Source organism: Pseudomonas putida (genome assembly GCF_025905425.1).
Lineage (GTDB): Bacteria > Pseudomonadota > Gammaproteobacteria > Pseudomonadales > Pseudomonadaceae > Aquipseudomonas > Aquipseudomonas putida_AF.
On record NZ_CP109603.1, the window covers coordinates 4,076,229 to 4,088,904 of the forward strand.

At 62.3% G+C, this 12,676-nt stretch carries 13 protein-coding genes; 5 read left to right on the plus strand and 8 right to left on the minus strand.

Annotated elements, in window-relative coordinates:
* Positions 1-201: 201 nt before the first annotated feature.
* Positions 202-2,829 carry a phosphoenolpyruvate carboxylase gene (gene ppc / locus OGV19_RS18185; RefSeq protein ID WP_264310018.1) on the minus strand — a complete coding sequence of 876 codons (2,628 nt, stop codon included), beginning with the start codon at positions 2,827-2,829 and terminating at the stop codon, positions 202-204.
* Between the two features lie 168 nt (positions 2,830-2,997).
* Between ppc and OGV19_RS18190 the strand changes: the two genes are divergently transcribed.
* The 5 genes from OGV19_RS18190 to OGV19_RS18210 all read left to right on the plus strand — a co-directional run bounded on the left by OGV19_RS18190 (position 2,998) and on the right by OGV19_RS18210 (position 5,564).
* Complete coding sequence (locus OGV19_RS18190) at positions 2,998-3,342, plus strand: pilin assembly protein (RefSeq protein ID WP_264310019.1); 345 nt, start codon at positions 2,998-3,000, stop codon at positions 3,340-3,342.
* A gap of 274 nt (positions 3,343-3,616) precedes the next feature.
* Positions 3,617-4,030, plus strand: a complete 414-nt coding sequence (locus OGV19_RS18195; protein ID WP_264310020.1) for a DUF4398 domain-containing protein — start codon at positions 3,617-3,619, stop codon at positions 4,028-4,030.
* Between the two features lie 50 nt (positions 4,031-4,080).
* Entirely contained in the window at positions 4,081-4,869 is a 789-nt protein-coding gene (locus tag OGV19_RS18200; protein WP_264310021.1) for a lipotoxin F family OmpA-related lipoprotein LptF, read from the plus strand.
* Positions 4,870-5,008: 139 nt separating this feature from the next.
* On the plus strand, positions 5,009-5,293 hold the full coding sequence (locus tag OGV19_RS18205) for a type II toxin-antitoxin system Phd/YefM family antitoxin (RefSeq protein ID WP_264310022.1): 285 nt from the start codon (positions 5,009-5,011) through the stop codon (positions 5,291-5,293).
* On the plus strand, positions 5,247-5,564 hold the full coding sequence (locus OGV19_RS18210) for a type II toxin-antitoxin system RelE family toxin (protein WP_264310023.1): 318 nt from the start codon (positions 5,247-5,249) through the stop codon (positions 5,562-5,564). Before OGV19_RS18205 ends, OGV19_RS18210 begins: the two co-directional genes overlap by 47 nt.
* 115 nt (positions 5,565-5,679) lie before the next feature.
* Here the strand turns inward: OGV19_RS18210 and OGV19_RS18215 are convergent, their stop codons facing one another.
* The 7 genes from OGV19_RS18215 to prfB form a co-directional block, all read right to left on the minus strand.
* Positions 5,680-6,006 carry a PA3694 family proteiin gene (locus OGV19_RS18215; protein ID WP_264310024.1) on the minus strand — a complete coding sequence of 109 codons (327 nt, stop codon included), beginning with the start codon at positions 6,004-6,006 and terminating at the stop codon, positions 5,680-5,682.
* On the minus strand, positions 6,003-6,926 hold the full coding sequence (locus OGV19_RS18220) for an alpha/beta hydrolase (protein ID WP_264310025.1): 924 nt from the start codon (positions 6,924-6,926) through the stop codon (positions 6,003-6,005). The genes OGV19_RS18215 and OGV19_RS18220 overlap by 4 nt, the downstream gene beginning before the upstream one ends.
* Positions 6,898-8,175, minus strand: coding sequence for a flavohemoglobin expression-modulating QEGLA motif protein (locus OGV19_RS18225; RefSeq protein ID WP_264310026.1), 1,278 nt, complete (start codon positions 8,173-8,175; stop codon positions 6,898-6,900). Before OGV19_RS18225 ends, OGV19_RS18220 begins: the two co-directional genes overlap by 29 nt.
* A gap of 123 nt (positions 8,176-8,298) precedes the next feature.
* Complete coding sequence (locus OGV19_RS18230) at positions 8,299-8,847, minus strand: hypothetical protein (RefSeq protein ID WP_264310027.1); 549 nt, start codon at positions 8,845-8,847, stop codon at positions 8,299-8,301.
* 30 nt (positions 8,848-8,877) lie between these two features.
* On the minus strand, positions 8,878-9,582 hold the full coding sequence (locus OGV19_RS18235; RefSeq protein ID WP_264313970.1) for a TetR/AcrR family transcriptional regulator: 705 nt from the start codon (positions 9,580-9,582) through the stop codon (positions 8,878-8,880).
* Positions 9,583-9,786: 204 nt separating this feature from the next.
* Positions 9,787-11,289 carry a lysine--tRNA ligase gene (gene lysS, locus OGV19_RS18240; protein ID WP_264310028.1) on the minus strand — a complete coding sequence of 501 codons (1,503 nt, stop codon included), beginning with the start codon at positions 11,287-11,289 and terminating at the stop codon, positions 9,787-9,789.
* A gap of 72 nt (positions 11,290-11,361) precedes the next feature.
* A protein-coding gene (gene prfB / locus OGV19_RS18245) for a peptide chain release factor 2 (RefSeq protein ID WP_264310029.1) occupies positions 11,362-12,457 on the minus strand; the annotation gives its coding sequence in 2 pieces (ribosomal slippage) (positions 11,362-12,384 and positions 12,386-12,457; 1,095 coding nt in all).
* Positions 12,458-12,676 lie beyond the last annotated feature (219 nt).

Here is a 12,676-nt window from a genome sequence, read left to right on the forward strand (position 1 = left end):
TCCGGAAAATCGGGTATGACCATAAATCGGTCAGAAGGCTGCTCAAGATACACAGCGCCCGGCAGCCATACAAGCGTCCCAAAGTTGCAGGAATGCGCCACTTGCGACCTGCGCGGCAGGCGGTTGCGCTCGGCGCAACCGCCCTGCCCGTCCTTTGTTACCTCCCTGGCTGCAGCCACCCTAAGCGAGCCACGGGTAGCCTTAGCCTGTGTTGCGCAGGCCTGCGGCAATGCCCGCCACGGTAACCAGCAAGGCCTGTTCCAACGGGCTGTCCAGAGCGGCTTCGCGGCTGCGCGAGCGCGCCAGCAGCTCGGCCTGAAGGCGGTGCAGCGGGTCCAGGTAAGTGTTGCGCAGGCTGATGAATTCCAGGGTCTCGGGGCTGTGCGCCAGTAGCACCGGCTGCCCGGTCAAGCCCAGTACCACTTGGCAAGACTGCGACAATAGGTCGCGCAGATGCACACCTAAAGGAAGCAGATCCGGTTGCACTAGACGTTCGTCGTAGGCCTCGGCGATTTGTGCATCGGCCTTGGCCAGTACCATCTCCAGCATATCGATGCGGGTACGGAAGAACGGCCATTGCTCGCGCATCTGCGCCAACAGCTCGCCCTGGCCGCGTTGCAAGGCATTGTTCAAGGCGGTTTCCCAGCCCAGCCAGGCGGGTAGCATCAGGCGCGTCTGGGTCCAGCCGAAGATCCACGGAATGGCCCGCAAGCTCTCGATACCGCCAGCGCGGCGCTTGGCCGGGCGGCTGCCCAGCGGCAGGCGGCCCAACTCCTGCTCCGGCGTCGACTGGCGGAAATACTCGACGAAATCGGGGTTGTCCCGCACCACACTGCGGTACGCCTGCACGCCATCGCTTGCCAGTTGGTCCATGACCTCACGCCAGGCAGGCTGAGGTGGCGGCGGCGGTAACAAGGTGGCCTCAAGCACCGCTGCCAAATACAAGTTGAGGTTTTGCTCAGCGATGCCAGGCAAACCGAACTTGAAGCGGATCATTTCGCCCTGCTCAGTGGTACGGAAACGCCCGGCCACCGAACCTGGAGGCTGTGACAGGATCGCCGCGTGGGCTGGGCCGCCGCCACGGCCAACGGTGCCGCCACGGCCGTGGAACAGCAGCAGCTCGACCTGATGCTCGCGGCAGATGCGTACCAGGGTTTCCTGAGCCCGGTACTGCGCCCAGGCTGCCGCCGTGGTGCCGGCGTCCTTGGCCGAGTCGGAATAGCCGATCATCACTTCCTGCGGCCCGCGCAGCCCGGCGCGATAGCCCGGCAGGCCAAGCAGGCGCTGCATCACCGGGCCTGCGTTATCCAGGTCGGCCAAGGTCTCGAACAGCGGCACCACGCGCATCGGCCGGGTCAACCCGGCTTCCTTGAGCAGCAGCTGCACGGCCAGCACATCCGAAGCAGCACCGGCCATGGAGATGACATAAGAGCCCAGCGAAGCCGCCGGGGCAGCGGCAATTTCCCGGCAGGTGGCCAGCACTTCGGCAGTTTCCGCCTGGGGCTGGAAATGCCCAGGCAGCAACGGCCGACGGTTTTTCAGTTCGGCCAGGAGAAACGCGATGCGTTGCTCTTCATCCCAATCGGCATAGCGCCCCAAGCCCAGGTAATCGGTGATCTCGGTCAGCGCATCACGGTGGCGGGCGGCGTCCTGGCGCACGTCCAGGCGCCCCAGGTACAGGCCGAACGTCACAGCACGGCGCAGGCAGTCGAGTAGCGGGCCTTCAGCGATCACGCCCATGCCGCATTCATGCAGCGACTGGTAACACAGCTCCAACGGTGCGATCAGGTCGCGGTTGTCCACCAACACGTCGGCACTGGCGGGCTGGCTGCTGGTCAAGGCGAGCTGCGCCCAGGCACGGGTCGCGCGCAGGCGCTCGCGCAATTGCTTGAGCACGGCGCGGTAGGGTTCGGCGCTGTCGCCGACACGCTCGCGCAGCGCGCTGCTGGCCTGTTGCATGGACAGCTCAGCAGCCAGGGCGTCGATATCACGCAGGAACAGGTCGGCAGCCATCCAGCGCGCCAGCAACAGGACTTCACGGGTTACCGCCGCCGTGACATTGGGGTTGCCGTCCCGGTCGCCGCCCATCCACGAGGCAAAGCGGATGGGCGCGGCCTCCAGCGGCAGGCGCAGACCGGTGGCGTCGTGCAGCGCCTTATCGACCTTGCGCAGGTGGTTGGGGATGGCCTGCCACAAGGAATGTTCGATCACCGCGAAGCCCCACTTGGCCTCGTCCACGGGGGTTGGCCGGGTGCGGCGGATCTCTTCGGTGTGCCAGGCTTCGGCGATCAGCCGGCGCAGGCGTTCACGCACCTGCTGGCGTTCGGCGGGGGTCAGGTCGCGATGGTCCTGGGCCGCCAACTGCGCGGCGATGGCGTCGTATTTCTGGATCAAGGTGCGCCGCGCAACCTCGGTGGGGTGCGCGGTCAGTACCAGTTGGATGTCCAGCTTGGCCAGTTGCCGGGCCAGGGCGTCGTTGCCATGCCCGGCCTGCTTCAGGCGTGCCAGCAGCTCAGGCAGCACGCGTGCCTCGAAGGGCTCTGGCTGGCCGGCATCGCGACGGCGGATCAACTGATACTGCTCGGCCATGTTGGCCAGGTTGAGAAACTGGTTGAACGCCCTGGCCACCGGCAGCAAGTCTTCATCGGCCAGGTCCGCCAAGGTCGAGCTCAATTGCTCACCGGCGACGCGGCGGTCGGCCTTGGCGCTGTGCCGGATGTCCTCGATCTTCTGCAAAAACGCATCGCCATGCTGCTGACGAATGGTCTCGCCGAGCAGCTCCCCCAACACATGGACATCTTCACGCAAACGCACATCGATATCGGTCATTGGCCCTCTCTGTCGCGCAGCTTTGGCGCACCCGTTCAGGAAACAGCACTGGGCCAAGAGTGCCCCCAGCCGAGCGGCCATGGCAAGCCGTGATCGGCAAAGCAAACTAAAGTGCAAGCAGAGCACTCCGATGCAATGCAGCCTTTCGAGGCGTTGACAGAGGTCATCATGAAAATCCGTGAACTCGCCCAGCACTGGGAACAGAATGCCGCAGGTACCCTGAGCCGCACCGGCCATGTGCTGCATCTGGACTTGGAGTCCGAGGCGCGCCTGGCCGCGCTGATCGACATGTACCCCAAGCGTACCGCCGAAGAATTGCTTGGCGAACTGGTGGCGGCGGCCCTGGAGGAACTGGAAGCCAGCTTCCCTTATGTGCAGGGGCGCCAGGTCATCGCCACCGATGAAGAGGGCGACCCTCTGTTCGAAGACATTGGCCCTACCCCGCGCTTTCTGTCCTTGTCCCGCCGCCACCTGCACGACCTGAGCAGCACCGCTGGCGACAGCGAAAAATAACCACCCAGCACATTATTCCGGGCCTGCAAGGCCCGGAATACCCCGCATGACGCTGAAAGTTCCGGGCAAAACTCACTGACCAATCAGTCAGAAAAACTTATCCGTTTACGGCATTTTTTTCTGAACTATTCGAAAAACGCCCGAGTCCGAGCAAATAGCCATCACGCTAAAACCCTGCACACTGCCCTCGTGCACCGTTCAGCTGAAGCAACGGCAACTGTCAGGGATTGAGCGATGGACTGCTACGGACATCGTCGTTATCAGGAGTGATCCAATGGAGCTGACCACCATGAAGACCCGCACTTTCAAACCGTCATCCACTCATGTGCGCGGGTTCAAGCTGGCCGCGCTGGCCCTGGGCAGTAGCCTGGTCCTGGCCGGCTGTGCGGGCAACCCGCCCACCGAGCAGTATGCCGTTACCCAATCCGCCGTGAACTCTGCCGTCAGTGCTGGCGGTACCGAGTACGCCGCCGTGGAGATGAAAGCGGCCCAGGACAAGTTCAAGCAAGCCGAAATCGCCATGCACGACAAGCAGTACGACGACGCCAAGCGTCTGGCCGAACAGGCTGAATGGGACGCCCGCCTCGCGGAACGCAAGGCTCAGGCGGCCAAGGCCCAGAAGGCTGTGCAGGATGCCCGTCAGGGCGTTCAGGACGTACGTGAGGAAGGCCTGCGCAGCGCTCAGTGAGCCCTGCCCCGCCACCCTTAGCCTTCGCACTCGATCAAAGGATGAACACTATGCGCAAACACGTCATGATTCCCGCCCTGCTGGCCCTGAGCGTCGGTCTTGCAGCCTGCTCGCACGACCCGAACGCCAACCTTGAGTCGGCCCGCACCAACTTCTCCGCGCTGCAGAGCGACCCGCAGTCGAGCAAGGTCGCCGCGCTGGAGACCAAGGATGCCCAGGACTGGCTGAACAAGGCCGACAAGGCCTACATGGATCGCGAGGACCAGAAAAAGGTCGATCAACTCGCCTACCTGACCAACCAGCGTGTTGAAGTCGCCAAGCAGACCATTGCCCTGCGCACCGCCGAAGGCGAACTGAAAAACGCCTCTGCCCAGCGCGCCCAGGCCAAACTGGATGCCCGTGATGCGCAGATCGCCAAGCTGCAGGACAGCCTCAATGCCAAGCAGACCGACCGCGGTACGCTGGTGACCTTCGGCGACGTCCTGTTCGACTTCAACAAGGCCGAGCTCAAGAGCAACGCCTACCCCAACGTCACCAAGCTGGCCCAGTTCCTTCAGGAAAACCCGGAACGCAAGGTGATCGTAGAGGGCTACACCGACAGCGTCGGCTCGTCCAACTACAACCAAACCCTCTCCGAGCGTCGCGCCGGTGCGGTGCGCATGGCACTGGTACGCGCGGGTGTCGACCCGGCGCGGATCGTCGCCCAGGGTTATGGCAAGGAGTACCCGGTGGCTGACAACGGCAGCAACTCGGGCCGTGCGCAGAACCGTCGGGTGGAGGTGACCATCTCCAATGACAACCAGCCAGTGGCACCGCGTTCGGTGAGCCAGGTGCAGTAAGCTGACTCGATTCAAAGAAAAACCCCGCCGTGATGGCGGGGTTTTTCATTTGTCGACAAAATAAAAGGCACCTTTAAAAGCACTCTTTAAAGATCTATAGTCGTGTCATCAATAACTGCATTCACGGGTTGATACAACTATGACCTACCCGGTTCTAGCCGATCTGGCAGCATCCATCACTGACCTGAAAAAGGACCCCATGGGCACGATCCGTGAAGCGGCTGGTGAAACGGTGGTCATCCTAAATCGCAACGAGCCGGCGTTCTATGCAGTACCACCAGAACGTTACGAAGCGATGATGGAGTTGATCGACGACATGCAACTGGCTGAGCTGGTACGCCAGCGACGTGGCGAGCCCACCGTGAAAGTGGATATTGATGAGCTCATCGCCCAAGCCGAAGGCAGCAAAAAACCACAGCCTTGAATTCAATATTCGGGCACAGAGGGAATTCAGAAAACTGGATAGCCAACTGCAAATCCAGTTTGCGCGAAAGCTCAAAGAGCGCTTGGCGCAGCCCAGGGTGGACAAGGACAAATTGTCCAGCATGCCCGACTGCTACAAGATCAAGCTGAGGTCATCGGGCTATCGCCTGGTTTATCAGGTTATCGATGAGCGAGTGGTGGTCATCGTCATCGCTGTAGGCAAGCGAGAAAGAAGCGATGTGTACGATGCGGCAAAGTCTCGCTTGATCTGATGTTTTGACTGTTCCGGCCCTTTCGCGGGCTATGCGTTGTTCGTGAGATCAACGGGGTACCTGTGGGAGCGGGCTTGCCCGCGAAAGGGCCGGAACGGCAACGACAGAATTCAGGTTACTGCACCTGCTGCGGCGTCTCCTCCCCCATGCAGCGCACCGCACGCTTGCGGTTGTCGACCAACACGCCAGTCAGGCCTTTCTGTTGCATGTCGAACAACACCAGCACGCCATCCACGCACTGGGCCACCTGCGGCGCAGGCTCCAGGGAAACCTTGTAATCCTCGCCCGGCACGGTCTTGAGCATGGTGAAATCCTGCAGCAACAGGGCGTCTTCAGGCTTGGCGAAATGCAGGTAACCGTAGTACCACAAAGCCCCCACCGTCACGATGATGCTGCCGACGCCGGTCAGGATCAGCGGGATGGCGTTGCGTTCTTCACTCATTGCTTGTTCTTCTCGTCAGGGTAATTGGGCACTTCGGCAAGCCGCCGCAGGCCGTTGAAATGACTCGGGTCATCAAGAAAGCGCAGCATCACCTGGCGCCACACCGGGTCGGCGAAGGTCTGCACATGGCCACCACGGGTCAGTTGCAGGACCCGCGGCGGCGGCGCGTGCTGGTACAGGCGGATGCCGTTGTCCAGTGGCACCAGGCGGTCGTCGATGCTGTGGAAGAACAGCTTCGGCGGGCTGTCCAGTCGCTCGACCGAACCAATCGCGCTGTCGCCGTCCGGCACCAGCCACGACAGGGGCACTTGCAGTGGCCAGGTCATCCACGAGGTACTCAGGGCAAAGCGCCCGACCGCACGGTAACTGGCCGGCACGCCATCGAACACCAGCGCACTGAAGCGCTGGCGCTGCTCGGGGTGGGCCGCCAGGTAGTGAATGGCCATGGCGCCGCCCAGGCTCTGCCCCAGCAGCACCAGCGGCTTGCCCTGGACCTCGGGCGCTTTGTCCAACCAGGCTATGGCCGCCGCAATGTCTTCATAGACCTCGGGCAAGCTCGGCTTGCCGTGGGACAGCCCATAGCCCCGGTAATCGATCATCAGCACCTGGTAGCCCTGCTCCGGCAGCCAGTAGCTGCCCCCCAGATGGCCCGCCAGGTTGCCGCCGTTACCATGCAAGTGCAGCACGGTGCCCTTGAGCTCGACGCCGGCCTTGGCCGGCAGCCACCAACCATGCAGGCGCACGCCATCGGCGGTGGTCAGGGCGACGTCACGGTAGTCGAGCTTGGCCCGTTCCGGGGTAAAGGGTTGGCCGGGCTCAGGGTAGAACAGCAGGCTACTGCAACCGGCCAGGCCCAGCAGGAGTACCCCGAGGGCCAGCAGGCGGCAGCATTCAGAGAATGTTCGCGTAGTCGGCTTCAATGCGATCCAGGCTCAGGTGGTTGAGGAAGTTGGAGAAGCACATCCAGGCCGACAGCGCGTTGAGGTCACGGAACTGTTCGGGCAGGTACTTGGGTGGCTCGACCAGCCCTTCCTCGACCAGTTGGCGAAGGGTGCGCATGTCTTCCAGGGTGGTCTTGCCACAGAACAGCAGCGGGATCTGCTCGAGCTTGCCCTTCTTCACGGCCAACTGAATATAGTTGTAAACCATGATGAAGCCCTTGAGGTAGGACAAGTCCTTGGTGAATGGCAACCCGTTGGGCACCGAGCCGCGGAATACCCGGCTGGCGTTGCTGTAGCTCTGCGCCATTTCAAAGCCCTGGGCACGGAAAAACTCGAACACCTGGAGGAAATCGGCGCCCTCCTCGACCATGTGGATGGCGCGTGTACGGTTGGTGAGCTTGCGCAGCCGGCTAGGGTAGGACGCGAAGGCGATCACCTCCATGAGAATCGCCAGCCCTTCCTGAGTCACCGTCGACGAGGGTGGCCCTTTGGCCAGGAAGGTGCAGATCGGCTGATTGAGACCGTTCAACGTAGTCCCCACATGCACCAGCCCCTCATGCACCTCCAGCGCACGCACATCGCGGCTGTTGAACATGGCATCGGCGCGCACCTTGATGTAGTCGGCACCTGCCGCCGCATCGGCGACGATGCCGTCGGACTCGAACACGCGGATGGTTTCCTCGGCCTCGCCGAACACCTTGTTCAGGCGGCGCTGGAGGATGTCCACGGCCTCCTTGGCGGTCAGGTTCTTTGGCTCGTCCTTGAGGTCGCCACGGCCATCGATGTTGTTCAGGTAGTCCGAGAGCATCAGGCCCAGGTCGGCCAGGGTCGGGTCACCGGCGTGGAAGGCGTCGGACGCCGCGCCGTAGAGCTCCTGCGAGATCAGCCCGAAGTCCTCGGTGCCGCGCGCTTCGAGCATGCGCACCACCATGCGGTATTCCTTGCACATACGCCGCATGATCTGCCCGACCGGGTTGAACTGGCCCAACTGGCGGGTGATGTCGCGCTCGATGTTCTGGAATTCGGCCTTTACGGCATTGGAATCGAACGACAGCGGGCGCGACTGGTAGTAGGCGCGGTCTACGGCGGGTGGCTCCTTGCCCTTGGCCTTGAGGAAGCCGTGGCGGATGTTGTCGTCCCATTTCACCGCATCGAGCACACGAATGGGGGTCTGCGCCGCGACGATGCGGTCTGACAGTGCGCGTATGGTTTGCTGGTACTCGTCCACTTCGAATCCTTACTCAAGGGCCTCTTCGCGGGCAAGCCCGCTCCTACAGGTACTGCGCTGCCCTCAGGTACGGTGCCACCCCTGTGTGAGCGGGCTTGCCCGCGAAGAGGCCAGTACAGGCAACTACTTGCCGCTGCGCTGGAAGCGTGCCACCTCGACGAACAGGTCGGAGTTGGCCGGGTCGTCCAGGTACGCCAGCACCCGCGCCGAGGGGCTGTCGATCAGCACGCCCTCGCCGTTGTCTTCCGGCACTTCGGTATTGCGCCCGGTCAGCTCTTTGTTCTTCACTGCCTGCTGCACCTGTTCGACATCGAGGTTGTATACCACCAGTTCCTTGCCATCGACGACTTCGAAACCGCCAATCAGGAAATTGCCGCCCAGGCGCTTGGGCACGCCGGCTGAGAGGTACCAGCGATTGCCGTGGCGCGACACGGTGAAGACGTACTCTTCCGGGGCCTTGCCCTTGGCCGTGGCCACCGCCTTGTAGGCATCGCCGCCGCTGCGGCTGATGACCAGCTTCAGCGGCTCGCCCCAGGCATCCTTGCTGCTCCACTTGCCGAGCAGGGCCTTGGGCGCGGCCTGGTTGCTCGGCAATGGCTCATGAAAGGTCACCAGACAACCGCCCAGCAGCAGGAATGACAGCGTCAACAACACCACACGCCAGGCTTTCATCAGGTTCTCCTTGAAAATTCAGGTCTCGGCTCAGGCCGATGCCAGCACCAGGTGCAGGTAACGGGTAAGCATAGCGAGCATCTGCCCATCGGCTTGCACGTTCGCATCCTTGAGCAGGCCCTGATATTCCATCTGCTCGATAATCGCCGTCAACATTTGCGCGTCTTGTTCCGGTTGCCGCGATCCGACTACCTGCAGTAACTGTCGGGTCCCGTGCAGCAGGATCTGCTCGTGGGCGCATACCAGTTCGGCCAGGCGCGGGCACAACAGTGCCTCCTGGCGGAAGGCTTGTTCGGCCATGAGAAAGTCGCGGCGATTGAGCAACTGACGGGATACATAATCCGCCGTCATGCGCGCCACCTCGTCGGCCAGCCGCGCCCTGGCCTGCGGGCTGCCATCGCCCTGGGCGAGCAGCTGGCGCAGAACCACCTCGGTGTTGGCCCAGAGCTTGGCCATGTAGGCGGCACTGCGCTCGACGTACTGGGCGAAGGTATCGGTGAGCAGGTCCTCGATGTCCTTGAAGTAATAGGTGGTGGCCGACAGGGGCACACCCGCCTCGGCGGCCACGGCACGGTGGCGCACACCGCGCACACCGTCGCGCACGACGATGCGCATGGCGGCGTCGAGGATCAGCTGGCGACGCTGTTCGCTGCCTTGACGGGCAGTCTTGCGGCCTTGGTACTGCACACTTTCGGCGACGGCGGTGGCGATGCCGGCGGCGCCTTGCTCGGCGATTGCAGGGGTCACGGGGGTACCTCATGAACAGGGGTGGCAGCACCGGCCTCTTCGCGGGCAAGCCCGCTCCCACAGGGTTTGGCACAGGCGCTGAGGGCTGAGGAGTACCTGTGGGAGCGGGCTTGCCCGCGAAAGGGCCGGTACAGACAACATCAGGCTTCAGGCAAGAAAAAGCCGCCTCGAAAGGCGGCTTGTTCAATTGGCTCAGGCCTGCGGACGCATATGTGGGAACAGGATCACATCGCGAATCGACGGCGAGTTGGTCAGCAGCATTACCAGGCGGTCGATACCGATGCCTTCACCGGCTGTCGGCGGCATGCCGTATTCCAGGGCGCGGACGAAGTCGGCATCGTAGTGCATGGCTTCGTCGTCACCGGCATCCTTCTCGGCCACCTGGGCCAGGAAGCGCTCGGCCTGGTCTTCGGCATCGTTAAGCTCGGAGTAGGCGTTGGCGATTTCGCGGCCACCGATGAACAGCTCGAAGCGGTCGGTCACAGCCGGGTTGTCGTCGTTGCGACGGGCCAGCGGCGACACTTCGAACGGGTACTCGGTGATGAAGTGCGGCTGCTCCAGCTTGTGCTCGACCAGCTCTTCGAAAATCATCACCTGCAGCTTGCCCAGGCCTTCATGGCCCAGCACCTTGGCACCGGCTTTCTTGGCGATGTCACGGGCCTTGTCGACGTCCTGCAGGTCGGCGGCGGTCAGCTCGGGGTTGTACTTGAGGATCGAGTCGAACACCGACAGGCGCACGAACGGCTCGCCGAAGTGGAACACCTTGTCGCCGTACGGCACGTCGGTGCTGCCCAGCACCAGCTGCGCCAGCTCGCGGAACAGCTCTTCGGTGAGGTCCATGTTGTCGTTGTAGTCGGCGTAGGCCTGGTAGAACTCGAGCATGGTGAACTCGGGGTTGTGCCGGGTCGATACACCTTCGTTACGGAAGTTGCGGTTGATCTCGAAGACTTTCTCGAAACCACCGACCACCAGGCGCTTGAGGTACAGCTCCGGCGCGATACGCAGGAACATGGCCATGTCCAGGGCGTTGTGGTGGGTTTCGAACGGCTTGGCCGCGGCGCCGCCGGGGATGGTCTGCAGCATCGGCGTTTCGACTTCGAGGAAGTCACGCTCGATCAGGAACTTGCGGATGTGCGAGATCACCTGCGAGCGGACGCGGAAGGTGTGGCGGGTTTCTTCGTTGACCATCAGGTCGACGTAACGCTGACGGTAGCGCTGCTCGGTGTCGGTCAGGCCGTGGTGCTTGTCAGGCAGCGGGCGCAGCGACTTGGTCAGCAGGCGCACGTTGGTCATCTCGACGTACAGGTCGCCTTTGCCGGAGCGGGCCAGGGTGCCCTCGGCGCTGATGATGTCGCCCAGGTCCCAGGTCTTGACGGCGGCCAGGGTTTCTTCCGGCAGGGTCTTGCGGTTGACGTAGACCTGGATGCGACCGGTCATGTCCTGGATGACCATGAACGAGCCACGATTGAGCATGATGCGCCCGGCAACCTTGACCGGAATCGCTGCAGCTTCCAGTTCTTCCTTGGTCTTGTCGGCGTACTGCTTCTGCAGGTCGTTGCAGTAGCTGTCGCGACGGAAGTCATTGGGGAAGGCATTGCCCTTGGCGCGCTCAGCGGCAAGTTTTTCCTTGCGCAGGGCGATCAGGGTGTTTTCTTCCTGTTGCAGGTCTTGCGGTGCGCTATTGAGGTCGCTCATGTGGTCACATCTTCCATCAGGGAATTCATTGCCCTCGCCCGCAGGCGAGGGTCTTCTCAGCAGGTGTGAAGCTTACAAGCCCTGTTTCAGGCTGGCTTCCAGGTATTCGTCGATATCGCCGTCGAGCACCTTGTTGCAGTCGCTGCGTTCAACGTTGGTGCGCAGGTCCTTGATCCGCGACGCGTCGAGCACGTACGAGCGAATCTGGTGGCCCCAGCCGATGTCCGATTTGCTGTCTTCCAAGGCTTGGGAGGCGGCGCTACGCTTCTGCATTTCCAGCTCGTACAACTTGGCCCGCAGCATTTTCATGGCGGTGTCTTTGTTGGCGTGCTGGGAACGTTCGTTCTGGCAGCTGACTACGGTATTGGTCGGCACGTGGGTGATACGCACCGCGGAGTCGGTGGTGTTGACGTGCTGGCCGCCGGCGCCGGAGGAGCGGTAGGTGTCGATACGCAGGTCGGACGGGTTGATCTCGATCTCGACCTTGTCGTCGATCTCGGGCGATACGAAGACGGCCGAGAACGAAGTGTGGCGACGGGCACCGGAGTCGAACGGGCTCTTGCGCACCAGGCGATGCACGCCGATTTCGGTACGCAGCCAGCCGAAGGCGTATTCGCCCTTGATGTGCACGGTAGCGCCCTTGATGCCGGCGACTTCACCTTCGGAGAGTTCCATGATGGTGGCGTCGAAACCGCGCTTGTCCGCCCAGCGCAGGTACATGCGCAGCAGGATGTTGGCCCAGTCCTGGGCTTCGGTGCCGCCAGAGCCGGCCTGGATGTCCAGGTAGGCGTTGTTCATGTCCATCTCACCGCTGAACATGCGGCGGAATTCGAGCTTGGCCAGGGATTCTTCGAGGCGCTGCAGCTCGGCGATCACGTCGTCAACGGCGCCTTCGTCGTTCTCTTCGACGGCCATGTCCAGCAGGTCGCGGCAGTCGTTCAGGCCACCGGACAGTTCATCCAGGGTCTCGACGATCTGCTTGAGGGCAGCGAGCTCGCGGCCCAGTTCCTGGGCATATTCGGGCTTGTTCCAGACGTTTGGATCTTCCAGCTCGCGATTAACTTCGATCAGGCGGTCATGCTTGTGATCGTAGTCAAAGATACCCCCGAATGGACTGGGAACGCTCGGTGAGGTCCTTGATGGTGTTCAGGATCGGTTGGATTTCCATGGGCGGGGGTTCTCGTGCGAATTCGGTGAAAAGCCTGCGAGTATAACTGAGTCGGCGCGGTGGGGCCCAGCCCCACCTGTCCTGTGTGGTGGCCCCAATACCGCCTAAAAACCAAACCCACACTCATGCTCTTGATCTGGCTCTTGATCCGGCTTTTGATTTGGCTTTTGATTTGGCTTTTGATCTTGATCTTGATCTGGCTTTTGATCTTCAGCGACT